Genomic DNA, 26,809 nt, shown 5'->3' on the forward strand with positions numbered 1-26,809 from the left:
TGTACAGGTCGCCGGTGTTGGGATTCGTGGCGACGAGGCCTCTTCCCCAGTCCCCGGTGTAGAGCTGGCCTGCGGGGCCGCCGACCTTGGTTCAGGAGGTTCCCGAACCGTCGTACCGGTGCACGGCATCCCTGCTGGGAGTCAGTGCGCAGATGTTCCTGGTCACTTTCGTCCGGGCCCGGATCACCTGACGGCATATCTGGCAGAACGGGATGCTCAACTCCCGCATTTTGCAGTTATGTTCGGGCCGGAAGGCTCCACAGTGGTAGTAGTGCGCGCCCTCGAAGCATCCGACCGTCCCGGCGGGAACCACGCTCGGCCGTAGATCCACCGAAGCGCAGTTCGGGTTGGACATCGTGGGCAGGGCTGTGGTCTGGGCGACCGCCCAGCCCCATTCCAGTGTGGCGCGGTCGGTGTTCAGCGTGACGTTCGGCTCGGCCGGCTCACCGGCCGGGTGGTGGTCGTGCCCGGTCTCGTTGCCGCCGGCGTAGTACGCGTACTCGTCAGCCAGCCCGTACGCCGTGTGGCCGAGCTCGTGAATGGCGATCTCGGTCGCCCCGTCCGCGAGGGAGTACGTGCCGACGGAGCCGCCGCTCCCGCCGTAGACCGGGGAGTTCACCACGACGATCGCGACAGAGAACTCCGGAACCTGAGCGGCGGCTGTCTGGAGCACCGTCAAGCCGTTGCAGACCAACAGCCGTCTGATGCCGCTCGCGCCGAACGTGGAGTCGAAGTACGTGCGGGCCGTCGCGCCGGTGCCGCCGGCGCCGGCCGGATCGTCGGCGCCCGAGTCGGTGGACGTGACGTTGATCCGCCAGATGTTGATCGCCCGCCCGATCTTGTCGTACGGCGCGGTGGTGGTCAGGGCACTGACGAAGTCGGTGCAGGCGGTGTTGAAAGCGGCCTGCTGATCGACCGTGAAGCCGTCGCCGAGCAGCACAATGGTGAACGCGCGGTTGCGTGGCGCTGTTCCGTGTATCTGGGTGTGGCCCTGGACGGAGCCGTCGGAAGTGGTCATCACGGTCCCCTATCGCTCGAGCCGGAAGGTGGCGAGGTCGACGTCCTGCGCCGCTCCGGCAGGCGGACCTGCGGGACCTTCGGGCGGTGCCTCCGGTCCCGGAGGCGCGACGCGGACCACGGCGACCTGGGCGGCCTCGGCCGGTGCGGGAACGATCACGGTGAACGCGCCGCGCGCCAGTTCGAGTTTCCAGGCCCGGGTGCGGTAGCCGTTGGAGCCGCCCGCGTCGGCAGTGATCAGCAACCGGGTCGCCCGCGGGTAGGTGCATCGGCCCTGGCCATCCCACCAGCGGCGGATCGACTCCACGGCGAACGCGGCTGTGTCGTGATCGGTGCCGACGCTGACCCAGCCGGTGTTCGCCGCCAGGTCGTAGATCCCATAGGGCACGGCTTTGCCCAGCTGCGGGTCGGCGAAGTCATGGACGCCCACAAGCACCGGATCACCGGCCGGCCGCCATTGGCGACCACTGTTCTTGAACTCTCCGACAAGTTCCTTCTTCTTGGTGTCCACACTGATCACCGGCTGGCCGGAGTCCCGATGGTCACGGGCCTGCTCGTTGATATAGCGGAACTGGGCATCCCGGTCGCCGTGTTGGCCTCCCTTCAGGGTCTTGGCATTGGCCTGCAGGCTGAAGCCCTCCTCCCGCAGCAGGCCGGCAATCGTGTCGGCACTGACACGGTGCCCGGCCCGGGTCAGCTCCCGGGCCAGGGCCCGGGTCGACTTCACCGTCCAGCGCAGCGGCGACATCGGATCCCCGCGCTCATCCGGCTCGACCAGCGCCAGCAAGGCCGGACGCAGCCCCGGGTCGAGATCCGCGACCCGTTTGCGTCCTCCGCCCGGCCGCCGCACCCGCCCCGGATGAACGCGATCGCCGAGCGCTGGGTCGGCTCGTGCCGCCGCGAGGCCACCGACCGGATCTTGATCACCGGAGAGCGGCACCCGCGGCTCGTCGTCGAGGAGTACGCCAGCCACCACAACGAACATCGGCCTCACCGATCACTCGCACAGCGATGCCCCGATGGTGTCGGCGCGCCTGAACCGCCCGCCATCGACGGCCCCTCGCGCACCCTACGGCGGGACCGCCTCGGCGGCCTCATCCACGAATACGCGCAGGCCGCATAGGGTGACAGGGGTTCTCGGCACGCACAGGCGCCGTACTCACCGTCCGGATGTTCGCCTTGGACTGGGCACGTCGGGCCGCAACCCACACATGGTGCACCTGGCCGGCGCGGGTGCCCGCGGCCTGGAGCACCCGCCCGGGGCCGTGGGCCGACGCCACGGTCACGGCCGGCCCGGTCCCGCGCGCAGCCAGGCGTAGGCCCTCGATTTGTGGACGGCCCGGGCGCGATCAGCAGGCTTTTGTGGACCCGATTCCATCCAGGTTGTTTTCGTAGATCCAGCCGCTGATCTCGTCACCGGTGAATCGGTTGTATGCCCGGACGTGGTCCCAGAAGTGTGCCGCGCTGTTGATGGTGTAGCAGTGCAGGTAGATGTAGTAGTTCCAGTTGGCCATGCCCACCACGCCGCAGCCTTCATTCGGGCCGGTCCTGATCGGGGCGCCGTCGAGCAGCTCGTAGCGCACCGAGTCCACCCCGGAGTCCTTGTTGGACCAGCTCGGGTGGGTACAGGTGGCTTCCGCGGCTGCTGATGCGGAGGGTGCGACTCCGATACTCATTCCCGTGAGGAGTGCGGACAGACCCATGACAACAAATTGGCGTACCTTCACGCTCATCAAACCCCTTACCGTTTTATGGGCGGTTTTCCCGCAGTCGAGGATGAAACCGCCCATTGCGTGCACGGGTGGCTCGGCTCCTTACTCGGGCACGCTTCCATCACTTCGCCGGCGCCGGTGATGATTTGAGGAAGATCTGAGCCTGCATGCGGCGCCCGAGAATAAGTCCGGGGAGGGGGTTGACTCTGCTTCGACGAGTGGTGCTTCATGTAGCGCACGACGGGCAACAAGGCGCCGAGGCCGGTCGAGGCGCCGACAGACGGGAGAGTGGGTATGCGGAAAATTCGTCGCATATTGATGGCGGTGGGAGCGGCAGCTGCGGCAGTGGCCATAACTGCGTCCCCAGCACAGGCTAGCTACAGCGTAGTTGTGTACGTAGTCGAATGTAGTTATTGCTCCGAGGTCGGAGACGGTCATTTCAATGCCGATCCCGGTGGCGCCTATCCTGGTGACTCCATCAGAGCCTGCGACGTAAATAGTGACGGCTGGGGGATACTAACATTCATGGCCAAGCGTGACGACTGGAACGTTAGGTACGCTACTACCTCCACCGAAGGTCACCTGGCGAATTATTGCACCCCTTGGAAAACGCACGATCTACCGGAAGAAACACCGGTCGATATCGTAGCGTGCCAAGTTAAGAACGGAGTCACGCAGCACTGCAGGTCCGAGGGAGCCGTTACCTGAGAGACTGCCACCCAGTCACCCGGGACCGTGGAAAAGTCCGGTGCGGCTGAGTTTGGCGTTAACCTCGAAGTTTCGTGACGGTCCGCCGACGGAGTCGGTGGACCGTTTTCGTGCCGTGGGCTGAGGCTGTGCAGGCTGAGGGCCCGAGTGTCGCCTCGGGGTGGCGCCGGGTTCCACTGCTCCGGGTGTTGAGGTGCTGTCGTAGGGACGGGGAATCCGCTGGTCAGCCAGGGTCGGGCAGTTGAGTGAGCCGGTCGAGGGCTGCGGTGATGTGACCGGTCCAGGGCCAGTGCCGGGCCAGGCGGAGGATTCGCCGACGGCCGGTGGTCACGAGCTGTCCGGCCGCGGTGAACAGGCGGAGCCGTAGTCGGCGGGGCTCCCAGAGACGGGCCTTGCCGGTCAGGGCGAGCATCGGCATCCAGGCCAGCAGGTCGAGAGCGATCTGCACGAGCTCCAGCCAGATCCGGTTCTGGGCCGTGCGGTGCAGGGGCAGGTTGCGCAGGCCGGTGGCACGGGCGGCGCGGATGCGGTCCTCGGCCCGGGCCCGCAGCCGGTGACGGAGCTCGAGCTCGGCGATCGGCCGGCCCAAGGTGTTGGTGGCGAAACAGGTCAGCCGCATGCCGTCCGCATCCGTGAGCCGCAACTGGGCCCCGGGGTGCGGTCGTTCCTTCCGGACGATCAGCCGCATGCCCTTTGGCCAGCCGTCCAGGACGTCGCCGGTGAGTTCAGCGACCCAGGCGCCGTCGCGGATCTCGCCGTTCGCCTCGACGGCCGCCGTCCAGGCCGAGACCGGAACCTTCAGCACATGCTGGTGGATCGCCTCGGTGATCACCATGCCGACCGAGTAGGACAACCATCGTCCCGCCGGGCGAGCCAGACGACGAAGTCGTGGGTGCCGCCCGCGGAATCGGTGCGGATCAGAGTCCGGCGCCCGCGCCGGTACTTCTTCGGCAGCTGAGCCAAGGCCAGTTGGGTGGCGGTGATGTGGTCGGCCGCGGTGTTCGATCCCGCGTTGCCTGGTCTGAGCAGGGCCGCGACCGGTTCACCCGTGCCGCCCGGTCCGTGGTCGACGAACCCCATCAGCGGGTGGTGGCCGTAGGCTCGCTTCCACGTCGGCGCGGCGTCCGCCTTGTCCGAGTGCGCGATCACCAGCACCCCGTCGAGGTCCACGCTCACCGTCCCGCCCGCGCCAGGCGCTTCCCGGTCGGCCAACCGCCAGACATGTTGACGGACTTCAGCCCGCGCGGCACGGATGGCCCGCAGGGCCTTCTCCTCGGAGGCTGCGAGGGTGTCGATGAGGCGGGAGACCGTCGGGTCGGAGGCCACCGGCCCGAACACGGCCGGCTCGGCCCGCAGCATGGCCACGTCGGCCAGACAGTCCCCGCCCAACGCCACCGCGCGTGCCATGTCCAGCAGGATCTTGCCCGGATCGTGCACCGCCCGCTGCTTGCGCCAGGGCGCGAGTGCCGCCGATATCGCCGTGTCCAGACCGGCCTTGCGGACCGTCTCCACCAGCAGCACGGCCCCGGCCTGGGTGACCACTGAACGGCCACCGCCCCCGACGCGGACAGGCGGGTACGGCCCGCTACTCTTCTTCACCTGGGAAGTGCCTCCGGCGATGGCAGGAACAAGGACCTCGACAATCCTCATTCTTGCTGGTCAGAGGCACTTTTCGCTGTCCTGATCACCTGCCGGACCGCCCGCTTCATGAAAGCGCGAGGCTAGGTCGGGCGGCGTTCGGCGCGGGCCCCTCCCCGTGGCAGGCTGCGCCTACGCGCCCCACGCACCATCGCGCGCCGCGTCGGCGGCGAAAGCGGCGAACGGCTTCGGGTCACGGCCCAGTGCCTGCTTCACGCCGTCGGTGACCGTCGCGTTGTGCCCGTCCAGCAGGAACGTGAACAGCCCGGCCAGGAAGCCCGCTTCGGCCCCCGGGACGCCGTACTGCTCCAGCATCGCCGCATACTGAGGGCCCGTCACGGCGACGTAACGCACCTTGTGCCCCGTCGCACCGGCGAGCTCGGCGGCCGCCTCGGCGAAGGTCAGCGGCCGGGGGCCGGTCAGTTCGTGGACCGTGCCCGCGCCGCCGCCCCCGCAGAGCGCGGCGACCACCACATCGGCCAGGTCGTCGACGTCCACGAACGGCTCGGCAGTCCCGCCCGCCGGGAACACCACCTCACCGCCGAGCACCCCGTCGAGCAGGGCGCCCTCGCTGAAGTTCTGCGCGAAGAACGCCGAGCGCACCACCGTGAGTTCGACGTTCCCCGCAGCCGCGCGCAACGCCTCCTCCGCTACCACGGCCTGCGGCTCGCCCCGGCCCGAAAGCAGCACCAGCCGCCGCACGTCGCATCGTTGCGCGATCTGCCCGAAGGCCGCCATCGCCTCCGGAGCGCCGGGCGCCGCCAGATCGGGGTAGTAGGTGACGTACGCCGCATCCGCACCGCTCAGCGCGGCCTCCCACCCCGACGGGTCCGTCCAGTCGAAAGGGATCTCGCCGGTGCGCGATCCGGCGCGCACCGGAACCCCGCGCGCCGCCAGCCGTTCGGCCACCCGGCGGCCCGTCTTGCCCGTCCCGCTCGTCACCAGTACCGGGGGCGTGCCGAGGGATTCCTGCTTCTGGTTCTCCGTGTTCCGTGTCATGACCCAAGACTCTCCGGACGGCCCCGCCCGCTCCATCCCCGAGCCGCTCAGCTCCCTACGCATGCGTCTACGCTGCCTGCATGGACGCACTCGCCGGACTGCTGGACGGGCCGCGGGCCCGGGGTGCCTTTCTGCTGCGGATGCTGATGGAACCGCCCTGGTCCGTACGGATCGAGGACCGGGCCCCGCTCTGTCTGATGTCCGTGACCGCCGGTGAGGCCTGGATCGTCCCCGCCGGAGCCGCCGAGCCCGTGCTGCTGCGCCCGGGAGACCTGGCCGTCGCGCGAGGCCCGGAACCGTACACCGTCGCGGACCTGCCGGGTACCGAACCCCAGGCACGCATCGGCCCCGGCGGCACCTGCACCACCCTGCACGGCGAACCGCTGTCCCAGTCCATGGCCCTGGGGGTACGTACCTGGGGCAATACACCGGACGGTACGACGACCGTGCTCGTCGGCACCTACCTGATGGACGGCGAGATTAGCGGACGGCTCCTTGACGCGCTGCCCCCGTTGATCGTCCTGCCCTCCGGCGGCCGGAGCAGCCCGCTGCCGCAGCTGCTCGACGACGAGATCGCGCGGGACGAGCCGGGGCAGAGCGTGGTGCTGGACCGGCTACTGGACCTGTTGCTGATCGACGCCCTGCGTACCTGGTTCTCCCGGCCGGGCGCCGAAGCCCCCGCCTGGTACCGGGCCATGGGCGACCCCGTCGTCGGACAGGCGCTCAGGCTCCTCCAGAACGAACCCGCCCACCCCTGGACGGTGGCCGCGCTGGCCGGGCGGACCGGGGTCTCCCGGGCCGGGCTCGCCCGGCGCTTCACCGAGCTGGTGGGGGAGCCTCCGATGGCCTATCTGACCGGTTGGCGCCTCGCCGTCGCGGCGGATCTGCTCCGGGAGACGGACGCGACGGTCGAGGCGGTGGCCCGCAAGGTCGGCTACAGCCAGGCGTTCGCCTTCAGTACCGCCTTCAAACGGGTCCGCGGCGTCAGCCCGCAGGAGTACCGGAAGGGCGGCGGCTTGCCGTAACGGCAACAAAGTTTGCCCCGCGGCTGAGGTGTGGTGAGGCTGACCCCATGAGCAACCACACCGGGCACGGGCACCACCACGGCGGCGACCAGGGACATGACCACGGGCAGGGCGGTGCGCACGGGCACCACCACGACCCTGCCGACTTCGACTGGGACGTCATGGGCCCGCTGCTGGAGCAGAACGCCGAACTCAGCAGCGAGCAGTACACGGAGGCGGCCCGCTGGGTCGCCGGGCTGACCGACGCCCCGAAGGTGCGCCGGGTCCTGGACATCGGCAGCGGACCCGGGGTGATCTCCTGCCTGCTCGCCGACGTGTTCCCGGAGGCGGACGTGGTCGCCGTCGACGGCACCCCGGCCCTGCTGGACCGCACCCGTGACCGCGCGCAGCGGCTCGGGCTCGGAGACCGGGTCACCACCCTGCACGCCGACATCCCGGAGGACCTGGCAGATCTGGGGCAGGCGGATCTGGTCTGGGCGGGCAACGCGCTGCATCACATGGGCGACCAGCGCGCCGTGCTGGCCGGCTTCGCCGCGTTGCTGAACCCCGGCGGCACCGTCGCGCTCGTCGAGGGCGGGCTGCAGCCGCGTCAGCTCCCGCGCGACCTCGGCTTCGGCCGGCCCGGCCTGGAGGCCAGGATGGAGGCAGTGCAGGCCGAGCTCTTCGAGGAGATGCGGGCGGACCTGCCCGACGCCCGGCGCGAGAACGAGGACTGGGCCGCCCTGTTCACCGCGGTGGGCCTCGCCCCGCAGGGCACCCGCAGCTTCCTGCTCGACCTGCCCGCACCGCTCACCGAAGCGGCGCGCGACCACGTCATCGCCGAATTCGCGCGTCGCCGCGACGGGCTGCGCGACCGGCTCGAGGCCGAGGACAACGCCGTGCTCGACCGGCTGCTCGACCCCGAGGACCCGGCCGGACTGCACCGCCGCCGCGACACCTGCCTGCTCATGGCCCGTACGGTCCACCTGGGGCGCCGCAGCTGAGCCGGAGGGCGCCCTACGGCGTGCCGGACACCGGCTCCAGCCGCCACCACTGGCCGGGGGAGTCGGTGTCCTCCCACTGCTGGACGGACGCCCCCTCGGCCGTGCTGCCGTCGGCGACCTCCAGAACCAGTCCGCTCACGAAGCTGACGAGCGTCACGGTGCCCGGCGCCTCCAGATGGCGCTCGATCAGCCATTCCTGCGCACCGAAGTTGTTCGCGCGCCACTGCTGGATCACGGCCCCGTTCTCCGTGGAGGCGCCGCGCACGTCCAGCCGCTTGCCGCTGTGTGCGTTGACCACGTGGTGCAGGGCCGCGCCCTCGTGGACGGGGGTGAACTCCCAGTGCTGGGCAGCCGAACCGTCGACGTCGTTCTGCTGCACCGGTGCGCCGCCGCCCTTCGCGGCGCCCCTCACCTCCAGCACCAGTCCGCTGCCCACATTGCGCAGCCGGTAGAGGCCCGCCCCGACGACGGGCGCGGTGTCCCCGGTCATGTCCGGTCCCTTCGTGCGGCTCGTACGGCTCGTACGGCGAAACCGCCGCCCGGCTCCGGGCCGGGCGGCGGTCACAAGTGGTTCAGCGGCGGTACGTCGGGCCTCAGGCGCCGAGGTTGAACTCGCCCGGGTTCGGGCCGAGCCGCTTGCCCTCGTCCAGCGCCGCGAACGCGGCCAGGTCGTCGGCGTCCAGCTCGAAGCCGAACACGTCGATGTTCTCCGCGATCCGCGACGGCGTCACGGACTTGGGGATCACCACGTTGCCCGTCTGCAGGTGCCAGCGGAGCACCGCCTGAGCCGGGGTGCGGCCGTGCTTCTGCGCGATCGCGACGACCGTCGGGACCTCCAGGAGCCCCTTGCCCGAACCGAGCGGCGACCAGGCCTCGGTCGCGATGCCGTGCTGGGCGTGCAGCGCACGGGACTCGGCCTGCTGGAGCTGCGGGTGCAGCTCGATCTGGTTGAGCGCCGGGACCACGGAGGTCTCGCCCAGCAGACGCTCCAGGTGCTCGGGGAGGAAGTTCGAGACACCGATGGCCTTCGCGCGGCCGTCGGCGTAGATCTTCTCGAACGCCCGGTACGTGTCGACGTACGCGTCCTTGGCCGGCACCGGCCAGTGGATCAGGTACAGGTCGACGTAGTCGAGGCCCAGCTTGTCGAGGGAGGCGTCGAAGGCGCGCAGCGTCGCATCGTAACCCTGCTCCGTGTTCCACAGCTTCGTGGTCACGAAGAGCTCCTCGCGGGCGACACCGGAGGCCGCGATGGCCTTTCCGGTGCCCACCTCGTTCCGGTAGATCGCGGCGGTGTCGATGCTGCGGTACCCGGACTCGATGGCCGTGGCGACCGCCGCCGTGGCCTCGTCGTCCGGCACCTGCCAGACTCCGAAACCGAGCTGCGGCATCTCGACGCCGTTGTTGAGGGTGAGGGAGGGGACCTGGCTCACGAGCGGTCGATCCTAACGTTGTGGGGTGGGACTCCCAGGGTGAACGATCAAGGCGGCCCGCACATTCCCGTCCGCGCGCCGTTTTCACCGGAACGGTACTCCCGGGGCGCATCGCCGGAGCGGCACTCGCGCCGAGCCGCAGGTAACGTCCGTGCGGCGTACGCCCCGAGCCGCACACGGGACCGGGTCCGGTCAGCGGTAGAGCGCGTCCACCTCGGACGCGTACGCCGTCTCGATCGCCTTGCGCTTCAGCTTGAGGGACGGCGTCAGCAAGCCGTGCTCCTCGGTGAACTGGTGGGCCAGGATCCGGAACGTACGGATCGACTCCGCCTGGGAGACCGCCGTGTTCGCAGCCACCACCGCGCGCCGGACCTCCATCTCCAGATCCGGGTCCCGCACCAGTTCCCCCGGGGACATCGCCTGCCGCCCCTGCATCGCGAGCCAGTGCTCCACGGACTCCTGGTCGACGGTGACCAGCGCCGCGATGTACGGCCGGTCGTTGCCGACCACGATGCACTGCGCCACCAGCGGATGCGCCCGCACCCGCTCCTCGAGACCCGCCGGCGAGACGCTCTTGCCGCCGGACGTCACAAGGATCTCCTTCTTGCGCCCGGTGATCGTGAGATAGCCGTCCTCGTCCAGCGCCCCCAGGTCGCCGGTGGCAAGCCAGCCGTCGTTGAGTACCGCGTCGGTCGACTTCGGGTCGCCCAGGTACCCGCCGAACACATTGGCGCCGTACACCCATATCTCGCCGTCGTCGGCGATGTGCACCGTCGTGCCGGGGATCGGCTGCCCCACCGTGCCGTACCGGGTGCGCTCCGGAGGGTTGGCCGTGGCCGCGGCCGTCGTCTCGGTCAGCCCGTACCCCTCGTACACGGTGACGCCCGCGCCCGCGAAGAACAGCCCGAGCTGCCGCTCCATCCCCGAGCCGCCCGACATGGCGTGCCGGATCCGGCCGCCCATCGCCTCGCGCACCTTCTTGTACACGACCTTGTCGAAGAACTGGTGCTGCATCCGCAGACCGGCGGAGGGCCCGGGACCGGTGCCGAACGCACGCGCCTCCATCGCCTCCGCGTACTTCACCGCGATGTCGACGGCCTTGTCGAACGGCCCGATCCGGCCCTCCGCCTCGGCCTTGCGCCGGGCACCGTTGAAGACCTTCTCGAAGATGTACGGCACCGCCAGGATGAATGTGGGACGGAACGACACCAGGTCCGGCATCAGCGCCTTCGCCGACAGCTCCGGCTGGTGGCCGAGCTTCACCCGTCCGCGGATCGCCGTGACCTCCACCATCCGCCCGAAGACGTGCGCCAGCGGCAGGAAGAGCAGCGTCGCCGCCTCGTCGCCCGGCTTGGAGTGGAAGACCGACTCCCAGCGGGAGGCCATCGTCTCCGTCTCGAACATGAAGTTGGCGTGCGTGATCACACAGCCCTTCGGGCGCCCTGTCGTGCCCGAGGTGTAGATGACGGTCGCGACCGAATCGGGCGTCACCGCGCGCCGGTGCCGGTGCACGACCTCGTCTTCGATATGGGCGCCGGCCCCGACCAGCTCGGTCACCGCGTCGGCGTCCAGCTGCCACAGCCGCTTCAGCTGCGGCAGTCGGTCGATCACCGACGCGATCGTCATGGCGTGGTCCTCGTGCTCGACCATGACCGCCGACACCTCGGCGTCGTGCAGCATCCACAGGACCTGCTCGGCCGAGGACGTCGGATAGACCGGCACGGACTGTGCGCCGACCGCCCACAGGGCGAAGTCGAAGAGGGTCCACTCGTAACGGGTGCGAGACATCAGGGCGACCCGGTCGCCGAACCGCACCCCGTGCGCGATCAGCCCCTTGGCCAACGCCAGCACCTCGTCGCGGAACGTCGCCGAGGTGACGTCCCGCCAGCGTCCGTCCGCGTCTTTCCGGCCGAGAGCGACCCGGTGCGGATCCTCCTCGGCGTAGTCGAACACGACATCCGCGAGCCCGCCTACGTGGGGCGCGGCCGCCATGGGTGGGACAGTGAACTCACGCAATGACCTGCTCCTTGTGGCGCTCCGCACAGCGCCGTGACGCTACCCCACGGGGCGTCGCTTAGGGAGAGCCGGGAGCGGGGCGTACTGGGTGCCATCTGCACTGGTCAGGTGGTGAAATCCGGCCAGATGGGCAAGGCCCGGGCACGCTTCTGACCATGGAGTAAGTGGCTCGCGCGGGAATCTCCACCGAATCTGTACGCCGCGATCACTGCATTCTGTACGGGTACGGGTGATCCGTCCGGATCCGACGAGCCGACCGGGTCGGGCCGCTCCGGCCTGCCTGCCTGCCGCGTTGCGTCCATTCTCCCCCTCCCCGAACCCTGTCATGCACGGCTCTGCGTACCGATCGCGCCGATTCCGCCGCGCGGGCGGATCAGCCGGTCACCGCCCGCCAGGATCGCCGCTGCCAGCGCGTCCGCCGCCTGCTGCGCGCCGCCCCGGTGTGTGCCGTGGAGCAGGACGAAGTCCACGTCGCCGAGGTCCGGCAGCCCCTCCCTGGCCGCCACCGGGGCCAGTCCGGGCGGGACCAGGCCGCGGCTGTGGGCCATCACTCCGAGCCCCGCATGGGCGGCCGCGATCAGCCCGCTGAGGCTGCCGCTCGTGCACGCGACCCGCCACGAACGGCCCTGCTCCTCCAGGACCTCCAGCGCGCGGGCCCGGGTGATGCCCGGCGGCGGGAAGACGATCAGCGGCACCGGGCGGTCCGGGTCGATCCGCAGCCGCGGCGCCCCGATCCAGACCAGCGTGTCCTGCCAGACCAGCTCCCCGTGGGTGTCCCCGGTCCGCCGCTTGGCGAGCACCAGATCGAGGCGGCCCGCTGCCAGCTGCTGGTGCAGCGTCCCCGACAGCTCCACGGTCAGTTCCAGCTCGACCTCCGGATGGTCGCGGCGGAACGACTGCAGGATCTCCGGCAGCCGGGTCAGCACGAAGTCCTCCGACGCCCCGAAGCGCAGCCGCCCGCGCAGCCGGGTGCCGGTGAAGAAGGCCGACGCCCGTTCGTGGGCCTCCAGGATCGTCCGGGCGAAACCGAGCATCGCCTCCCCGTCCACCGTGAGATCGACCCGGTGCGTGTCCCGGGTGAACAGCTGACGCCCGGTCGCGTCCTCCAGTCGTCGCACGTGCTGGCTCACCGTGGACTGCCGCACCCCGAGCCGACGGGCGGCCGCGGTGAAACTGAGGGTCTGGGCGACGGCGAGGAAGGTGCGCAGCTGCGCGGGGTCGTACATGGGACCACGTTATCGCGATCCATGATGACAGTCAGAGCGGTGTACGGGATTCCCGATGCCGGTGATCAGGAGCAGGATGGGGGAGGGCACGACCGAACGAGAGACACGTGGAGCACATGAGCCGCCGCACCCTGCAGTTGCCGTCCTGGCTGCCGATCGACCCGTACGTCCTGGCGTTGATCGGCACCGTCGTACTCGCGGCACTGCTGCCGGCCTCCGGCACCGCCGCCGACGTGGCGGGCGGGGCCTCCACCGGGGCGGTCGCGTTCCTCTTCTTCCTCTACGGCGCCCGGCTGTCCACCGCCGAAGCCCTCGACGGGGTCAAGCACTGGCGGCTCCACCTCACCGTCCTGGCCTGCACGTTCGTCGCCTTCCCGCTGCTGGGCCTGGCGAGCAGGGGACTGGTGCCGTACGTACTGACGCCCCAGCTGCAGAGCGGTTTCCTCTTCCTCTGCCTCGTCCCCTCGACGATCCAGTCGTCGATCGCCTTCACCTCCATCGCCCGTGGCAACGTGCCCGCCGCGATCTGCGCGGGTTCCTTCTCCTCGATCGCCGGGATCTTCGTCACCCCGCTGCTCGCGGCGGCGCTCCTCGGCAACAGCGGCGGCGGGTTCTCCGCGGACGCCCTGCTGAAGATCGGCGTCCAGCTGCTGCTGCCGTTCGTCGCGGGACAGCTGCTGCGCCGCTGGATCGGCGCCTTCATCGCCCGCCACAAGAAGGTCCTGGGTCTTGTCGACCGGGGCTCGATCCTGCTGGTCGTCTACACCGCGTTCAGCGAGGGCATGGTCGCGGGCATCTGGCACCAGGTCACCCCGGCCCGGCTCGGAGCGCTGCTCGGTGCCGAGGCGGTGCTGCTCGCGTTGATGCTCGCGGTGAGCTGGTACGGGGCGAAGCGGCTCGGTTTCGGCCGCGAGGACCGCATCGCCATCCAGTTCGCCGGCTCGAAGAAGAGCCTCGCCTCGGGACTGCCGATGGCCAGCGTCCTGTTCGGCGCCCAGGCGAGCCTCGCCGTGCTTCCGCTGATGCTCTTCCATCAGATGCAGCTCATGGTGTGCGCGGTGATCGCGAAGCGGCGCGCCCGCGACCCGCAGGAGCCGCTCGCGGACGGCACCGGGTCCGTGCGGGAGCCCGTCACGGTGGGCTGAGCCAGGCCGGCGCAGGGGGCGCTCCTTGCCGGCCGGACCCCTGTCCGTGCGGCGGGCGGGGCTCCTCAGCCCTGGACGGCCGTCGCCTCCAGGGCGATGCGGTGCTCTCCCGCGTACACGTTCATGGAAGGCCCCCGCAGGAAGCCGACCAGGGTCAGGCCGGTCTCGGCCGCCAGGTCGACCGCGAGGGACGACGGCGCCGAGACGGCCGCCAGCATCGGGATGCCGGCCATCACGGCCTTCTGCGCGAGCTCGAACGAGGCCCGGCCCGAGACCAGCAGGATCGCCCGGGACAGCGGCAGCCGGCCGTCGGTCAGGGCCCGGCCGACCAGCTTGTCGACCGCGTTGTGCCGGCCGACGTCCTCCCGTACGTCGATCAGCTCGCCCGTCTCGGAGAACAGCGCCGCCGCGTGCAGACCCCCGGTCCGGTCGAAGACCCGTTGCGAGGCACGCAACCGGTCAGGGAGTGCGGCCAGCAGCTCGGGCCCGACCCGGACCGGGGGAGTGTCGGCGACCGGATGCCGGGTCGTGGTGCGCACCGCGTCCAGGCTGGCCTTGCCGCACAGACCGCACGAGGACGTCGTGTAGACGTTGCGCTCCAGCGTGATGTCGGGGACCACGACACCGGGCGCGAGCTTCACGTCCACGACGTTGTACGTGTTCACTCCGTCGGCCGTCGCTCCGGCGCAGTACACGATCGACTGCACCTCGGAGCCCTCACCGATCACGCCCTCGCTCACCAGGAAGCCGGCCGCCAGCGCGAAGTCGTCGCCCGGGGTGCGCATCGTGATGGCGAGCGGCTTGCCGTTCAGCCGGATCTCCAGGGGCTCCTCGGCGACGAGGGTGTCCGGGCGGGTGGAGACGGCCCCGTCCCGGATGCGGATGGTGCGGCGGCGCTCGGTGACCCGTCCCATGACAGTGAGACCCGATTCTGTGCGTGTCGGAAGCCGAAACGGCCCTTGATGCAGAGGTTGCCGTGGGTCACCGGGTGTCGTGCGGTGAGGTGACCTTGACGATCTCATTGTCCTGCACATGGAGCGTGACGTTGCAGCCGACTCCGCAGTACGCGCAGACAGTGGTGGTCTCCGTCTGCGCCGGTTCGTCCCAGGTCCCGGCCGCCCGCCTGTCGAACTCGGTCTTGAAGGAGAGTGCCCCGGTCGGGCACACCTCGATGTCCCGGCTTGCCTGCCGCAGGACCCCGTTCGCGTCCCGGACCAGCGGATGCGTCAGCCGCTTTCACGGGGCTCTCCGTCCGGTAGCTGACCGAGCGAGACGGGAGTGGGGAAGCAGCGGGGGAGGTGCGGGAGGGAGGAGCAGGAGACGCTGTCAAGTCGACAGAATATTGTCTACAGTATGCGGTCAAGGAGGTCAAGGCTGTTGTCAAGCCTCCAACCTCCGGCCGGTATTCCTGTGGGATCTCGTGCCCCTGTACCGGGCGGTAGCGACCAACACTGGATGGTTCCTGCCATATGTAGCGAGGGGAACCTGAATATGACCGGCTCACGTGTCGTGGCGCTCGGCCACTATCAGCCCGCCAAGGTGCTCACGAACGACGATCTGGCGGCCATGGTCGACACCAGCGACGAGTGGATCACCAGCCGAGTCGGTATCAAGACCCGCCACCTCGGCGGCCCCGACGAGCCGGTGGACGAGCTGGCCGCGCACGCGGCGGCCAAGGCGCTCGCCGCCGCAGGCCTGCAGCCGGCCGACATCGACCTGGTCCTGGTCGCCACCTCCACCGCGATCGACCGGTCGCCGAGCATGTCGGCCCGGGTCGCCGCGCGCCTCGGCATGTCCTCGCCTGCGGTGATGGACATCAACGTGGTCTGTTCCGGTTTCACCCACGCCCTCGCAACCGCTGACCACGCCGTCCGGGCGGGTGCCGCCACGCGTGCCCTCGTGATCGGCGCCGACAAGATGGGCGACATCGTCGACTGGACCGACCGCTCCAGCTGTGTGCTGATGGGCGACGGTGCCGGTGCGGCGGTCGTGGTCGCCGACACCGGGGTGGACGCCCGGCCCGGGATCGGGCCGGTGCTGTGGGGTTCCGTGCCGGGGATGGGGGATGCCGTGCGGATCGAGGGGACGCCGCCGCGCTTCGCCCAGGAGGGGCAGTCCGTCTACCGCTGGGCCACCACGCAGCTGCCGCCCATTGCGCGCAAGGTATGCGAAAGGGCCGGAATCGCCCCCGAGGATCTCGCCGCGGTGGTGTTGCATCAGGCCAATCTGAGGATCATCGAGCCCGTTGCCCGGAAGATCGGCGCGGTCAACGCGGTCATCGCCCGGGATGTGGTGGATTCCGGCAATACATCCGCGGCCTCGATCCCGATGGCCCTGTCCAAGCTGGTGGAGCGGGGCGAAGTCGCCACCGGCGCTCCGGCGCTGCTTTTCGGCTTCGGCGGGAACCTCAGTTATGCGGGACAGGTGATCCGCTGTCCCTGAGGGGCGTCGTGCTCGGTAGACTGTAGACGATAAGCAATTGCTCGTCGCCGGAGGGGGACCGCGATGTTGTCCACAGGACTGCCGCAGGGGGCTGTGCCGAAGCTGGAACGGCCCGGTCCGCTGCGCGAGCGCGTCTACGAGGCGCTGCTCGAACTCATCACCACCCGGGCGCTCCGCCCCGGCCAGCATCTGGTCGAGAGCGAGCTGGCCGGGCATCTCGGCGTGTCGCGGCAACCGGTGCGTGAGGCGTTGCAACGGCTCAACACCGAAGGGTGGGTCGATCTGCGCCCCGCCCAGGGCGCGTTCGTCCATGAGCCCACGGAGGAGGAGGCGGACCAACTGCTCTCGGTCCGTACGCTCCTGGAGGCGGAGGCCGCCCGGCTGGCCGCCGCCAACTCCGGCACGGCGGGCATCGCCGCCCTGGAGGAGCTCTGCGCCAAGGGGGAACAGGCCGTCGCCGACGACGACGTGGACCTGGCGGTGGCGACCAACGCCGCCTTCCACGCCAAGGTCATGGAGCTGGCCGGCAATGTCGTCCTCTCCGAACTTGCCGGACAGGTGGACGCCCGGGTCCGCTGGTACTACACCCCTGTCGCCCGGCAGCGCGGTACCCAGTCCTGGATCGAGCACCGCTCCCTGATCGCCGCGATCTCCTCGCGCGACGAGCAGCGGGCGACGGCGGTCATGCGGGCCCACACCGAGCACACCCGCCAGACGTACCACCAGCGCGAACAGAGCTGACCCCGCGCTCACGTCGCTCTCCATGCCCTCGAACGCCGGGCCGATGAATCGGCGTTCACAGCGGTAGCCCTCATACCTCCGGCCGGCGACCGGGCCGGAGGTCCCTGGAGACGTGAGGCCCGGCGGGTGTCCCGCGGTCAGGCCACGCAAGGTCGTCCACGGCGAGAAACCGCTCGCCGGCCACGGTCGCGGGGGTCGCCCCGGTGAACGTCATGACGTCGCGGTGCAGGTGGGACTGGTCGGCGTAGCCGGCGTCGGCCGCCATTCGGGCCGCGCTCTCACCCGCGACCAGGCGGTGGGCGGCATGGTCGAAGCGGACCAGCTTCACCGCGTGCTTGGGCGGGAGGCCGAGCTGCGAACGGAAGCGGGACCACAGGCGCTTGCGGCTCCATCCGACCTCGGCCGCGAGTCCGTCGACCCGGGCCAGGCCACGGCTGCCGATGATCCGGTGCCAGGCCCAGGCCACCTCCGGATCCACCGACGGCCCCTCCTCGTACCGACGGGCCAGCAGCGCGTCCGCCCATGCGAAGCGATCCTGTCACGACGGGACTTCGCCCAGTTGCTCGCGGGGATCCGGGACGCCTCCCGGCCCCACAGGTCGCCCAGGGACACGACGGCGCAGTCGAGGTCGGCGGGGGAGGTGCCCAGAACCGCGCGTGCGATCACCGGGGACAGGCGCACCTGTACACACTCGACGTTCTCTCCCCATGCCCGGACCGCGCCGCCGGCCCCCAGCCCTGGTCCGGCCACGAGGCTTCCCGCTGCTGCTGTCCGGCGGCACAGTCGAGGACGGGTGAGCCGGCGCCGAACTCCAGGAGCAGCGTCACGGCCGGGTGCGGGATCATCCGGAGCGTGTCCAGGTCACGGGCACGGAACCCGGCCATGGTGAGACCGGCCACCCCTGCTGGGATGCTGCGGGCTTGCGACGTCCCACACAGCCGTACCGTGCGTGAAGGACCGCATGTTTTCATGCTACGTGAGCGGGCCGGGGGAACATTTGTCCAAGCCGCCGGTGGGTACCGGCGGCGACAGTGGGCTCATGACTGCTTCTGACGGCGGACCGTACGTGAACGGCCGCACCGAGCTGTGACTGAGCGCGGTAGTTGGCCCCGATGGACGACTGGGACGCACAAAACGCGGGCGACGTGGTCGAGGGCCGGCCGGTCGTCGTTCAGGGCAGTGGGGCCCAGGGGTCGTCGCACGGTTCGGGCTCTTCCGGGTAGAGCATTCGGCGGACGCAGCGCAGGAGTCCCGATTCGCCGCAGCCGACGGCGGTCATCCATGGCAGCGCGTCCATGGCGCGAGCGCGCTCTTCGGTCGCAAGGGCGTCGACGGTGGTGGGCAGGGCGCGGGGGACGGGTTCATTGGTGAGGCAGAGCCAGCCGATCGCGGCGGCAAGGCGGACTTCTGGAGCCTGTGCACGGTCCTGCCACAGCGCGCGGATCCTCGCGGTGTCCGGTCGGTGCGGGTGGGCACGGGCGCTCTCTGCCGTGGCAAGCACCAAGCCGGCCAGGGCCACGGGGTCCTGCTCGTTGTCGAACCGGGTGGCGAAGGCGCTTCGGACCCTGCGGTCGGGGTCGGCCGCGGTGGCGAGAGCGTAGGAAGCGTCGATGCGGGTGGTGACATCAGAGTCGTTGAGGAGAGGCAGGAGCATGGGGGTCGCCGCGGTGATCGCGGTTCGGGCGGCAGCCACCGACCAGCCCGCCGGGTACCCGGTCACCTCCGCTCCGTAGTCGTCATAGCCGTCGAAGACGCGGTGCTGGGGGCTCGAGCGGTGGAGGAGGAGTTCGGCGCGGGAGGCGACACCGAAATGACGGGCGCGGGCCGGGGCGGCAAGAGCTCCGAGGGCGTCGGTGTGGTGCGGGTGGTGGGGGTCGGTGGCAATCCGGATCAGAAATGGAACGGCGAGAGCGGCGGAGGCCCGGCTGTCGTTGGCACACAAGCCGATCAGCACGCCCATTGCGAAACGTGCGGACCCGTCGCCGGCGCGCAGCAGGCGAACCGCATCATGGACCTTCTCCCCGTGAGGAAAGTTCTCCCAGGGAACGTCGTCGAGGACGGCTCCGTCGATCTTCCCGGGCCGAATGGCCGCCACCACAGCCCGGATGTCGAACGGACCTCCTACGAACGAGGCCAGATCCGCCCCGTCCACCAGAGCCCGGCACATCGCGAATGTCGGATCGGTCCGCCAGTCCTCCACACCACACCACCCACACCGTCGAATTCTTTGAGGTTCGATCATGAGCGATCCGTACGTCGCGAAGCCACCTCGGCAGTCAGAGCGCTGTACGCCACGGCGTCTTATGCCCCATAAACCCCCAGCTCAGCATGCCCCTACCGCTCTCGCGTGGGCCATCTATGACGCACAGGGGCCAAGCAGCGTGCTCAAGGGCCAACTACAACGCTCATCGTCTCGGCGGCGCAGCTCACCGCACACCGGTGCCCAGCGTCAGGCGTTTGTCGACGGTTGGTGTGCGGTGAGCTCCGCCTTCTGCAGCCAGTTGATGTACCAGTGAGTGAACGTGACCGGCTTCCCACCCTGGCCGAGGAGCGGGACGAGGTCGGCGTCGTCTGCCCGACAGTCGGACCAGACGGTGCCGCGGTAGGTGCCGCTGATGATCAGCCACTCCCTCTGTGCGCATCCGAGGTGGGAGATCACGATGGCGCCGGCGGTGCGCTCGGGGGCGAACATCAGGGCTTCCCAACGTTCGTCCCACGCTTCGATGGCGTCGTCGAAGTCCTCGATCTCGTCGAAGTCCCCTTCTTCAGGACGAACAGCGAGAAGTGCGTCGAGGTCTTCGGGATCCGGGCCGTGGTCAGGAAAGGGCCGAGCGAGCATGGACAGATCGGCCAGGTCTGCACCGTCTCCCTCCCAACGCCAGCGGCCTTGCACGCGGCGAACAGGGAAGAGGCCGTACGCAGGACCCGCGCCACCGGCGCCCACGATGGTGAGGAAGCTGCGGTAATCATCAGGCAACCGCACGCCTACCTGCGCTTCGAGTTCGGCAAGCCCGTCATCCGTCAGGGGTTCTTCCAGGACCCACCCGTGCCCGATCGAGCCGAACACCATGCCGCTCGACGACTGAGAGCCCAACGCGACCACACGCTGACGGACCCCGCTCCACTGCTGATCAACCATGCGCAGACCGTACGCAGAGCCACTGACAGCGAAACCAGCCAGGGGTCACGCACGCGCTACGAGCCATCCAAGACACTCCCGAGGGCCAAACTATCGCGCTCAGTCACACCTCGATTGACTGAGCGCTTCAGTTGGCCGGTCGAGTGCCAGGCTCGTGCGAACCTGGCACGATTCACGTCATCGCCTTGGGGCGGTCAACGTCCAGCCGAGGCGAGAAGGAACTTTGATCTCTGACTACCAGCGGCGTCTGCGAGAGCAGTTTCTGTCCGTCCCTGTCGTTGCGCCGCCTGTCCCGTGGCACCCGGTTCCGAACGGGCTCATCCCTATCGGTGGCCTGCTCGGCATCGGCTTCGCTCTCGCTCCCGACGATGGCCGCGACCTAGTCATGGTTGTCTCCGTCGACGGTCACGGGCTCTTCGACACCGTCACCGGCGAGAAGATCGCCCGGGACCGTGACCCTGACCCCGACGGCAGCACCCCGGACGCAGTGCCAGATCTCTCCTGCCCAGGCCTCGGCCCCATCGCCTCGACCCGAGTACGCATCGCGGGACTCTTCGGAGGCGGCCTGCACACCACCACCGAGGACGGCTGGACCCTGGAGGTCGTCAGCCCCGAGTGGCCACACGACCGCGTTCTGCTGTCCACAGACGGAGGCATCCCCCACAACGGACCGCACGGCGACGGCTGGTGGCACATCTTCGACTCCAACTACTCCGAACTGCGAGCAGCCGGCTTCTCGCCGTCCGGACGCACCCTCGCCGTCGCCACCAGCAGCGACCTAACCCTCTGGACCCGCCAGGCGCCTGACACGGAACGCTCGGGCAGCCAACTCGGCCGCTCACCGGCCAACTGAAGCGCTCAGTCACACCTGTGACAAGGCGCGGTAGTTGGCCCGACTGGCCAAGCCCGCGCTCAGGACACCACCGTCCTGCGGCACGCCGCTGACAGCGCCGGGAGCCGGCTCCGCCACAAGAGACGAGGGGGGTGGACTGCCCCTAATCCCCCAATGGGATTGTCAACTTCCTTGTACAGCAACCAAGGCAGGTGCCATGACCGTGGAGAGCTGGAAGCGTGGCGATGTCGTTCTCGGGCTGTACGAGGTGCTCCACGTGCTCGACGGCGGGGGCATGGGGCTGGTGCACCGGGTCCGGCACCGCGAGTGGAACACGGATCTCGCGATCAAGGTGCCGCGCTCGGAGCTGGCCGCCGCCCGAAGTCCGTGACCTTTGCCGTCCACGTGTCGGTGTCGACCATGACGACCGGAGGCCACGCGGTCGACCTGTTCCGGCCCGCGATGGAGATCTCCGAGAAGATGGGCGTCCTCCCGCGTGTGGAGGAGCGGGCCACCGGCACCCACCGGATGACGGTCCACCGGGAGCGCTCACGGCGTCCAGTCCGGGCGGACCTCTCCAAGATCTTCGGCGCCACCTCCGACCGGCACGTCGAGATCATGCGAGACGACCTGAGCGAGATCTACTACGACACCACGCGCGATGACGTCGAGTACGTCTTCGGCGACTCGATCACCGCGATCTCGCCCGACGGCGAGGTGCGGTTCGAGAACGCCGCGCCACGCCGCTACGACCTCGTCATCGGCGCGGACGGGCTGCACTCCCACGTGCGTCGCCTCGCCTTCGGCGACGAGTCCCGCTTCAGCGCCTTCACCGGTGCCTACTTCGGCGTGCTGACCCTGCCGAACGTCTCCGGGCTCGACGGCGAACTCCTCATGCACGTCGGCGTCGGCCGCACGGCCGGCATGTACGGCGCGCGGCACCTCGCCGACGCGCGGGTGCTGTTCCTGTTCCGCAGCGAGGGTGAGATCGACTACCACCGCAACGACGCGCCCCGGCAGAAGGGGCTGCTGCGCAGCGCGTTCAACGGTATGCACCCCGACGTCGACGGCTGGCTGGACGAGCTCGACCGCACTCCGGCGTTCTACTTCGACTCGATCACCCAGCTCCGCATGGACACCTGGTCGCGGGGGAGGGTGACGCTCGTCGGTGACGCGGGCTACTGTCCCGGCCCGGCCGTCGGCGGCAGCACCAGCCTGGCCGTCGTCGGAGCGTATGTCCTCGCCGGGGAGCTGGCCAGGGCGGGCGGCAACCACGAGCTCGCCTTCCCCGCCTATGAGCGCGCGATGGCGGAGCACGTGCGCGGCAGCCACGCGGCCGGGCTCAGCGCGGCGAGGACCCTGATCCCCACGTCACACCTCGGCGTGCAGGGACTGGCCCAGGGCGCCCGCCTTATCTCCGCCCTGCCCGCGGGGGCAGGCCGCGCTCTCCTCCGCCTCACCACCAAGAGCGCACGCCTGCACAACGCCATGGCCGTCGACGACTACCCGCCGTCGCCCACCACCGCCTCACCAGGCCGGGCAGGCCTCGCGGGCGACCTCGGAGGCGGGCTCGGAGTGGAGTGACCCGGGGCGGAGTGAGGGGCGCTCGCCGCCCCGCTCCACTCCCCTTTGTCCTCAGGGTGGAGAAAGTTGTGGTGGATTCCTGCGCAACTTCTTCCCACTCCCGGCAACCACTGCTACGTTCCCCTCCAAAGCCCGACGGACAGGCCGATGTGGCGGGGAGGGGCACGTGAGACGAATGACGGCACGACCCGCGAATGCGCATCAGGCGCGACTGCTCCGGCTGTTGCGCGACGGCGGGCCCAACTCACGGGCACAGCTGGGGGATCAGGTCGATCTCTCCCGCTCCAAGCTCGCCGTCGAGGTGGACAGACTGCTGGAGACCGGCCTTGTCGTGGCCGACGGACTCGCCGCATCCCGCGGCGGGCGTCGCTCGCACAACATCCGGCTCGCCCCGGCACTGCGCTTCCTCGGCGTCGACATCGGCGCCACATCGGTCGATGTGGCGGTCACCAACGCGGAGCTGGAGGTCCTGGGCCACCTCAACCACCCCATGGACGTACGCGAAGGTCCCGTCGCCATCTTCGAGCAGGTGCTGTCCATGGCGGCCAAGCTCCGGGCCTCCGGGCTCGCCGAAGGGTTCGACGGCGCGGGCATCGGCGTACCGGGACCGGTCCGCTTCCCCGAAGGCATCCCGGTCGCGCCGCCGATCATGCCGGGCTGGGACGGCTTCCCGGTCCGCGAGGCGCTCAGCCAGGAACTGGGCTGCCCCGTCATGGTCGACAACGACGTGAACCTGATGGCGATGGGGGAGCAGCACGCGGGCGTCGCCCGTTCCGTGGGCGACTTCCTCTGCGTCAAGATCGGTACCGGCATCGGCTGCGGCATCGTCGTCGGCGGAGAGGTCCACCGCGGTACGACGGGCAGCGCAGGCGACATCGGACACATCCAGGTCGAACCCGACGGGCGACCCTGCGCCTGTGGCAACCGGGGCTGCCTGGAAGCACACTTCAGCGGCGCCGCGCTGGCCCGCGACGCCGAGGACGCGGCACGCGCCGGACAGTCCCTGGAGCTCGCGGCCCGGCTGGAGGCGTCCGGGAGACTCACCGCCGCCGACGTCGCCGCCGCCGCGGCTGCCGGCGACCCCACCTCGCTCGACCTGATCCGTGAAGGCGGCAACCGGGTCGGACAGGTCATCGCCGGCCTCGTCAGCTTCTTCAACCCCGGTCTGGTGGTGATCGGCGGCGGGGTGACCGGACTGGGCCACACGTTGCTGGCCAGCGTCCGGACCCAGGTCTACCGGCAGTCCCTGCCGCTGGCCACCGGCAACCTCCCGATCGTGCTGGGCGAGCTCGGACCCGCTGCCGGAGTCATCGGCGCGGCCAGGCTCATCAGCGACCACCTCTTCTCACCTGCCTGATCCTCCACCTGTCCGACCCGTACCGGCCCGCATCACTGCCCGCCGGCAACCAAGGCACCGCCCCGCGCTCCAGGCCGGGGTCCGGGAACACCCCGGGACAGCACTGCGCCCTGCCCGCTCACCGGCCCTTCCCTGCGCTCCCGCCTCCGCCCGAGCAGGGACACCCCATCCGCCGAGGGGATTTGTCATGGCTCCAGAACCACCGCTGCTCACCATGTCCGGCATCACCAAGTCCTTCCCGGGTGTGCGCGCCCTCGACGGCGTGGACCTGGAGGTCCAGGCCGGCGAAGTCCACTGCCTCCTCGGCCAGAACGGCGCCGGCAAGTCCACCCTCATCAAGGTGCTCGCCGGGGCCCACCAGCCCGACGACGGCGAGATCACCTGGTGCGGAGCGCCTGCTGTACTGAAGACGCCGATCACCGCGATGCGCCTCGGGATCGCCACCATCTACCAGGAACTCGACCTGGTCGAGGGCCTGTCGGTCGCCGAGAACGTCTTCCTGGGCCACGAACCCACCAGCGCAGGCTTCGTCGTCCGCATCCGTGACGGCCGTACCGCGGCCGCCGCCCTGCTGAAACGGCTCGGCCACCCGGAGATCGACCCGGCCCGCCCGGTCGGTGAACTCTCCGCGGCCCAACAGCAGATCGTCTCGATGGCCAGGGCGCTCTCCCATGACGTACGCCTCATCGTGATGGACGAGCCTTCCGCCGCCCTCGACCCCGACGAGGTCGACAACCTCTTCCGGATCGTCGCCTCGCTGACCGCCGACGGCGTCGCCGTCGTCTACATCTCGCACCGCCTGGAGGAGATCCGCCGGATCGGCGACCGGGTGACCGTGCTCAAGGACGGCCGGGCCGTCGCGGTCGGACTCCCCGCCGAGTCCACACCGACGCGCGACATCGTTGCCATGATGACCGGCCGCAACGTCGAGTACGTCTTCCCGCCCCGGCCGGACGCAGTCCCCGAGGACGCCCGGACCGCCCCGGTACTCACGGTCCAAGGCCTCACCAGGAAGGGCGAGTTCGACCCGGTCGACCTGGAGCTCAGGCCCGGCGAGATCGTCGGCCTGGCCGGACTCGTCGGCTCGGGGCGCTCCGAGATCCTGGAGACGATCTACGGCGCCCGTAAGGCCACCGCCGGACGGGTCACGGTCGCGGGCAGGCCACTGCGGCCCGGCAGTGTGCGCGCCGCCGTCGCCGCCGGCATCGGCCTCGCTCCCGAGGAGCGCAAGGCGCAGGCCCTGCTGATGCTCGAATCCGTCACCCGCAATGTGTCGGTCTCCTCCATGTCCCGCTTCTCCAGGGCTGGTTGGCTCGACCGGGGAGCCGAACGCAAGGCGGCCCGCGCCGCCACCCGCGAACTCTCCCTGCGCCCCGACAACCCGGACACCCCCGTCCGCACCCTGTCCGGCGGCAACCAGCAGAAGGCGGTACTCGCCCGCTGGCTGTTGCGCGGCTGTCGGGTGCTGCTGCTCGACGAACCGACCCGCGGGGTGGACGTCGGCGCCCGCGCCGAGCTCTACGCCGTGATCCGCCGGCTGGCCGACGAAGGCCTCGCCGTTCTGCTCGTCTCCAGCGAAGTGCCCGAAGTCCTGGGCCTCGCCGACCGGGTGCTGGTCCTCCGTGAAGGTCGCGTCGTCCATACGGCGGACGCCAGGGAGCTCGACGAGCACCGTGTACTCGACCTCGTGATGGAAGGGAGCCCGACGTCATGACGCAGCCCGTCTCACCGGCGCAGCAGAGCGGGCCGGACAAGGGCGCCGTGCCCGTGTCCGTCCCCGCGTCCCCGAAGAAGGACCGGTCCCCGCGTGCCTTCGGGCTGCGCGCGGACGTCCGCAACCTCTCCCTGCTCGGCGTCCTCGCCGCGCTCGTAGTCGTCGGCGGCATCACCGAACCCGATGCCTTCCTGGACACCGGGAACCTCCAGCTCATCCTGACCCAGGCGTCCGTCATCGGTGTCGTCACCGTCGGCATGACCTTCGTCATCATCGGCGGCGGCATCGACCTGTCCGTCGGCGCCATGGTCGCCCTCGCCTCCGTCTGGGCGACGACCCTCGCCACCCAGGACTTCGGCTTCGGGGGCATCCTCTTCACCGCCGTCCTGGTCGGTCTCGGCGCCGGACTCGTCAACGGTGTGCTGATCGCGTACGGCAGGCTGGTGCCGTTCATCGCGACGCTGGCGATGCTCGCCTCCGCCCGCGGACTGGCCCTGAACATCACCGACGGCAAGACACAGATCGTCACCGTCAAGTCGGTCCTGGACCTGGGGCTGCCCGACGCGTACGTTCTCGGCATCCCGCCGCTGGTCATGATGTTCGCCGCCGTCACCGTCATCGGCTGGCTGGTGCTGAACCGTACGACCTTCGGCCGGCGCACGGTCGCCGTCGGCGGCAACGCGGAAGCGGCCCGGCTGGCCGGGATCGACGTACGCCGGCAGCGGCTCTATCTCTACCTGCTGTCCGGGCTCTGCTGCGGCATCGCCGCCTTCATGCTGATCATCCTGTCGGGATCCGGTCAGAACACCAATGGCAATCTGTACGAGCTCGACGCCATCGCCGCCGCGATCATCGGCGGCACCCTGCTCAGCGGCGGCCGCGGCACCATCGTCGGCTCCGTCCTGGGCGTCCTCGTCTTCACCACGATCACCAACATCTTCGCGCTCAACAACCTGCAGAGCGATGTCCAGCAGATCGCCAAGGGCGCGATCATCGTCGCCGCCGTCCTCCTCCAGCGCCGGACGTCGGCCCACGGGGAGACCTGACCCCCCCGTCTCCTCCCTCTCGATCCCCCTGTTCCGCATCCCACGCCGCACCGGA

The 26,809-nt window shown here is 69.9% G+C and carries 22 protein-coding genes and 4 pseudogenes; 12 read left to right on the forward strand and 14 right to left on the reverse strand.

From position 1 onward, the window contains the following. Window positions 1-91 precede the first annotated feature (91 nt). Window positions 92-1,018, reverse strand: a complete 927-nt coding sequence (locus SH922_RS35070) for a M64 family metallopeptidase (protein WP_393062578.1) — start codon at window positions 1,016-1,018, stop codon at window positions 92-94. A gap of 174 nt (window positions 1,019-1,192) precedes the next feature. Beyond that, window positions 1,193-1,873, reverse strand: a pseudogene (locus SH922_RS35075) (ISAzo13 family transposase); the annotation flags it as partial. A 3-nt stretch (window positions 1,874-1,876) separates the two neighbouring features. On the opposite strand from SH922_RS35075, the gene SH922_RS35080 reads away from it, so the two are divergent. Then, window positions 1,877-2,140: an integrase core domain-containing protein gene (locus tag SH922_RS35080; protein WP_393062579.1), complete on the forward strand. Its 264-nt coding sequence runs from the start codon at window positions 1,877-1,879 to the stop codon at window positions 2,138-2,140. A gap of 226 nt (window positions 2,141-2,366) precedes the next feature. Here SH922_RS35080 and SH922_RS35085 read toward each other — a convergent pair whose 3' ends face one another. The 3 genes and pseudogenes from SH922_RS35085 to SH922_RS35095 all read right to left on the reverse strand — a co-directional run bounded on the left by SH922_RS35085 (window position 2,367) and on the right by SH922_RS35095 (window position 6,074). Next, window positions 2,367-2,816: an SH3 domain-containing protein gene (locus SH922_RS35085; RefSeq protein WP_393062580.1), complete on the reverse strand. Its 450-nt coding sequence runs from the start codon at window positions 2,814-2,816 to the stop codon at window positions 2,367-2,369. A gap of 844 nt (window positions 2,817-3,660) precedes the next feature. Next, window positions 3,661-5,036, reverse strand: a pseudogene (locus tag SH922_RS35090) (IS1380 family transposase). Between the two features lie 171 nt (window positions 5,037-5,207). Continuing rightward, complete coding sequence (locus SH922_RS35095; RefSeq protein WP_393062581.1) at window positions 5,208-6,074, reverse strand: NmrA family transcriptional regulator; 867 nt, start codon at window positions 6,072-6,074, stop codon at window positions 5,208-5,210. 80 nt (window positions 6,075-6,154) lie between these two features. Between SH922_RS35095 and SH922_RS35100 the strand changes: the two genes are divergently transcribed. Together SH922_RS35100 and SH922_RS35105 are read left to right on the forward strand one after the other, a co-directional pair. Continuing rightward, on the forward strand, window positions 6,155-7,099 hold the full coding sequence (locus tag SH922_RS35100; protein WP_393062582.1) for an AraC family transcriptional regulator: 945 nt from the start codon (window positions 6,155-6,157) through the stop codon (window positions 7,097-7,099). A 47-nt stretch (window positions 7,100-7,146) separates the two neighbouring features. After that, on the forward strand, window positions 7,147-8,082 hold the full coding sequence (locus SH922_RS35105) for a class I SAM-dependent methyltransferase (protein ID WP_393062583.1): 936 nt from the start codon (window positions 7,147-7,149) through the stop codon (window positions 8,080-8,082). 13 nt (window positions 8,083-8,095) lie between these two features. Here the strand turns inward: SH922_RS35105 and SH922_RS35110 are convergent, their stop codons facing one another. The 4 genes from SH922_RS35110 to SH922_RS35125 form a co-directional block, all read right to left on the reverse strand. Beyond that, window positions 8,096-8,572, reverse strand: coding sequence for an RICIN domain-containing protein (locus SH922_RS35110; RefSeq protein WP_393062584.1), 477 nt, complete (start codon window positions 8,570-8,572; stop codon window positions 8,096-8,098). A 103-nt stretch (window positions 8,573-8,675) separates the two neighbouring features. Continuing rightward, a complete protein-coding gene (locus tag SH922_RS35115) occupies window positions 8,676-9,512 on the reverse strand; it encodes an aldo/keto reductase (RefSeq protein WP_393062585.1) in 837 nt (278 codons plus the stop codon). A gap of 192 nt (window positions 9,513-9,704) precedes the next feature. Further along, window positions 9,705-11,504: an AMP-dependent synthetase/ligase gene (locus tag SH922_RS35120; RefSeq protein WP_393062586.1), complete on the reverse strand. Its 1,800-nt coding sequence runs from the start codon at window positions 11,502-11,504 to the stop codon at window positions 9,705-9,707. A 347-nt stretch (window positions 11,505-11,851) separates the two neighbouring features. Continuing rightward, window positions 11,852-12,754 (reverse strand): LysR substrate-binding domain-containing protein, encoded by a 903-nt coding sequence (locus SH922_RS35125; RefSeq protein WP_393062587.1) that lies wholly within the window; start codon window positions 12,752-12,754, stop codon window positions 11,852-11,854. A 116-nt stretch (window positions 12,755-12,870) separates the two neighbouring features. Between SH922_RS35125 and SH922_RS35130 the strand changes: the two genes are divergently transcribed. Continuing rightward, window positions 12,871-13,899: a bile acid:sodium symporter family protein gene (locus tag SH922_RS35130; protein WP_393062588.1), complete on the forward strand. Its 1,029-nt coding sequence runs from the start codon at window positions 12,871-12,873 to the stop codon at window positions 13,897-13,899. A 65-nt stretch (window positions 13,900-13,964) separates the two neighbouring features. Here the strand turns inward: SH922_RS35130 and fdhD are convergent, their stop codons facing one another. Beyond that, window positions 13,965-14,813, reverse strand: coding sequence for a formate dehydrogenase accessory sulfurtransferase FdhD (fdhD, locus tag SH922_RS35135; RefSeq protein ID WP_393062589.1), 849 nt, complete (start codon window positions 14,811-14,813; stop codon window positions 13,965-13,967). A gap of 11 nt (window positions 14,814-14,824) precedes the next feature. Further along, window positions 14,825-15,072 (reverse strand): annotated as a pseudogene (locus SH922_RS35140) (Fe-S-binding domain-containing protein); the annotation flags it as partial. A gap of 318 nt (window positions 15,073-15,390) precedes the next feature. On the opposite strand from SH922_RS35140, the gene SH922_RS35145 reads away from it, so the two are divergent. Both SH922_RS35145 and SH922_RS35150 read left to right on the forward strand, forming a co-directional pair. Continuing rightward, window positions 15,391-16,341, forward strand: coding sequence for a beta-ketoacyl-ACP synthase III (locus tag SH922_RS35145; protein WP_393062590.1), 951 nt, complete (start codon window positions 15,391-15,393; stop codon window positions 16,339-16,341). A gap of 63 nt (window positions 16,342-16,404) precedes the next feature. Continuing rightward, the gene (locus tag SH922_RS35150; protein ID WP_393062591.1) at window positions 16,405-17,082 is read left to right on the forward strand and encodes a GntR family transcriptional regulator; all 678 of its coding nucleotides are present in this window, start codon (window positions 16,405-16,407) and stop codon (window positions 17,080-17,082) included. Between the two features lie 70 nt (window positions 17,083-17,152). Here the strand turns inward: SH922_RS35150 and SH922_RS35155 are convergent. From SH922_RS35155 to SH922_RS35165, 3 genes and pseudogenes are all read right to left on the reverse strand, one after another. After that, a pseudogene (locus tag SH922_RS35155) lies at window positions 17,153-18,045 on the reverse strand (helix-turn-helix domain-containing protein). 208 nt (window positions 18,046-18,253) lie between these two features. Continuing rightward, window positions 18,254-19,282, reverse strand: a complete 1,029-nt coding sequence (locus SH922_RS35160; protein ID WP_393062592.1) for a hypothetical protein — start codon at window positions 19,280-19,282, stop codon at window positions 18,254-18,256. Between the two features lie 249 nt (window positions 19,283-19,531). Beyond that, window positions 19,532-20,221, reverse strand: coding sequence for an SMI1/KNR4 family protein (locus tag SH922_RS35165; RefSeq protein ID WP_393062593.1), 690 nt, complete (start codon window positions 20,219-20,221; stop codon window positions 19,532-19,534). 223 nt (window positions 20,222-20,444) lie between these two features. Between SH922_RS35165 and SH922_RS35170 the strand changes: the two genes are divergently transcribed. The 6 genes from SH922_RS35170 to SH922_RS35195 all read left to right on the forward strand — a co-directional run bounded on the left by SH922_RS35170 (window position 20,445) and on the right by SH922_RS35195 (window position 26,754). Further along, the gene (locus SH922_RS35170; RefSeq protein WP_393062594.1) at window positions 20,445-21,074 is read left to right on the forward strand and encodes a hypothetical protein; all 630 of its coding nucleotides are present in this window, start codon (window positions 20,445-20,447) and stop codon (window positions 21,072-21,074) included. Between the two features lie 196 nt (window positions 21,075-21,270). Continuing rightward, window positions 21,271-21,444, forward strand: coding sequence for a hypothetical protein (locus SH922_RS35175; protein WP_393062595.1), 174 nt, complete (start codon window positions 21,271-21,273; stop codon window positions 21,442-21,444). A gap of 29 nt (window positions 21,445-21,473) precedes the next feature. Further along, complete coding sequence (locus tag SH922_RS35180) at window positions 21,474-22,637, forward strand: FAD-dependent monooxygenase (RefSeq protein ID WP_393062596.1); 1,164 nt, start codon at window positions 21,474-21,476, stop codon at window positions 22,635-22,637. A gap of 175 nt (window positions 22,638-22,812) precedes the next feature. After that, window positions 22,813-23,994, forward strand: coding sequence for an ROK family protein (locus SH922_RS35185; RefSeq protein WP_393063780.1), 1,182 nt, complete (start codon window positions 22,813-22,815; stop codon window positions 23,992-23,994). Between the two features lie 187 nt (window positions 23,995-24,181). Beyond that, window positions 24,182-25,708 carry a sugar ABC transporter ATP-binding protein gene (locus SH922_RS35190; RefSeq protein WP_393062597.1) on the forward strand — a complete coding sequence of 509 codons (1,527 nt, stop codon included), beginning with the start codon at window positions 24,182-24,184 and terminating at the stop codon, window positions 25,706-25,708. Beyond that, window positions 25,705-26,754, forward strand: a complete 1,050-nt coding sequence (locus SH922_RS35195; protein ID WP_393062598.1) for an ABC transporter permease — start codon at window positions 25,705-25,707, stop codon at window positions 26,752-26,754. Before SH922_RS35190 ends, SH922_RS35195 begins: the two co-directional genes overlap by 4 nt. Window positions 26,755-26,809 lie beyond the last annotated feature (55 nt).

It is taken from the genome of Streptomyces sp. LN549, assembly GCF_043203805.1.
Taxonomy (GTDB): domain Bacteria; phylum Actinomycetota; class Actinomycetes; order Streptomycetales; family Streptomycetaceae; genus Streptomyces.

Bases quoted from the DNA above. Each gene is read 5' to 3' on its own strand.
- SH922_RS35070 (WP_393062578.1), bottom strand. From the start codon at position 1,018: ATGACCACTTCCGACGGCTCCGTCCAGGGCCACACCCAGATACACGGA.
- SH922_RS35080 (WP_393062579.1), top strand. From the start codon at position 1,877: ATGAACGCGATCGCCGAGCGCTGGGTCGGCTCGTGCCGCCGCGAGGCC.
- SH922_RS35095 (WP_393062581.1), bottom strand. From the start codon at position 6,074: ATGACACGGAACACGGAGAACCAGAAGCAGGAATCCCTCGGCACGCCC.
- SH922_RS35100 (WP_393062582.1), top strand. From the start codon at position 6,155: ATGGACGCACTCGCCGGACTGCTGGACGGGCCGCGGGCCCGGGGTGCC.
- SH922_RS35105 (WP_393062583.1), top strand. From the start codon at position 7,147: ATGAGCAACCACACCGGGCACGGGCACCACCACGGCGGCGACCAGGGA.
- SH922_RS35110 (WP_393062584.1), bottom strand. From the start codon at position 8,572: ATGACCGGGGACACCGCGCCCGTCGTCGGGGCGGGCCTCTACCGGCTG.
- SH922_RS35120 (WP_393062586.1), bottom strand. From the start codon at position 11,504: ATGGCGGCCGCGCCCCACGTAGGCGGGCTCGCGGATGTCGTGTTCGAC.
- SH922_RS35125 (WP_393062587.1), bottom strand. From the start codon at position 12,754: ATGTACGACCCCGCGCAGCTGCGCACCTTCCTCGCCGTCGCCCAGACC.
- SH922_RS35130 (WP_393062588.1), top strand. From the start codon at position 12,871: ATGAGCCGCCGCACCCTGCAGTTGCCGTCCTGGCTGCCGATCGACCCG.
- fdhD (WP_393062589.1), bottom strand. From the start codon at position 14,813: ATGGGACGGGTCACCGAGCGCCGCCGCACCATCCGCATCCGGGACGGG.
- SH922_RS35145 (WP_393062590.1), top strand. From the start codon at position 15,391: ATGACCGGCTCACGTGTCGTGGCGCTCGGCCACTATCAGCCCGCCAAG.
- SH922_RS35150 (WP_393062591.1), top strand. From the start codon at position 16,405: ATGTTGTCCACAGGACTGCCGCAGGGGGCTGTGCCGAAGCTGGAACGG.
- SH922_RS35165 (WP_393062593.1), bottom strand. From the start codon at position 20,221: ATGGTTGATCAGCAGTGGAGCGGGGTCCGTCAGCGTGTGGTCGCGTTG.
- SH922_RS35175 (WP_393062595.1), top strand. From the start codon at position 21,271: ATGACCGTGGAGAGCTGGAAGCGTGGCGATGTCGTTCTCGGGCTGTAC.
- SH922_RS35180 (WP_393062596.1), top strand. From the start codon at position 21,474: ATGACGACCGGAGGCCACGCGGTCGACCTGTTCCGGCCCGCGATGGAG.
- SH922_RS35185 (WP_393063780.1), top strand. From the start codon at position 22,813: ATGACGGCACGACCCGCGAATGCGCATCAGGCGCGACTGCTCCGGCTG.
- SH922_RS35190 (WP_393062597.1), top strand. From the start codon at position 24,182: ATGGCTCCAGAACCACCGCTGCTCACCATGTCCGGCATCACCAAGTCC.
- SH922_RS35195 (WP_393062598.1), top strand. From the start codon at position 25,705: ATGACGCAGCCCGTCTCACCGGCGCAGCAGAGCGGGCCGGACAAGGGC.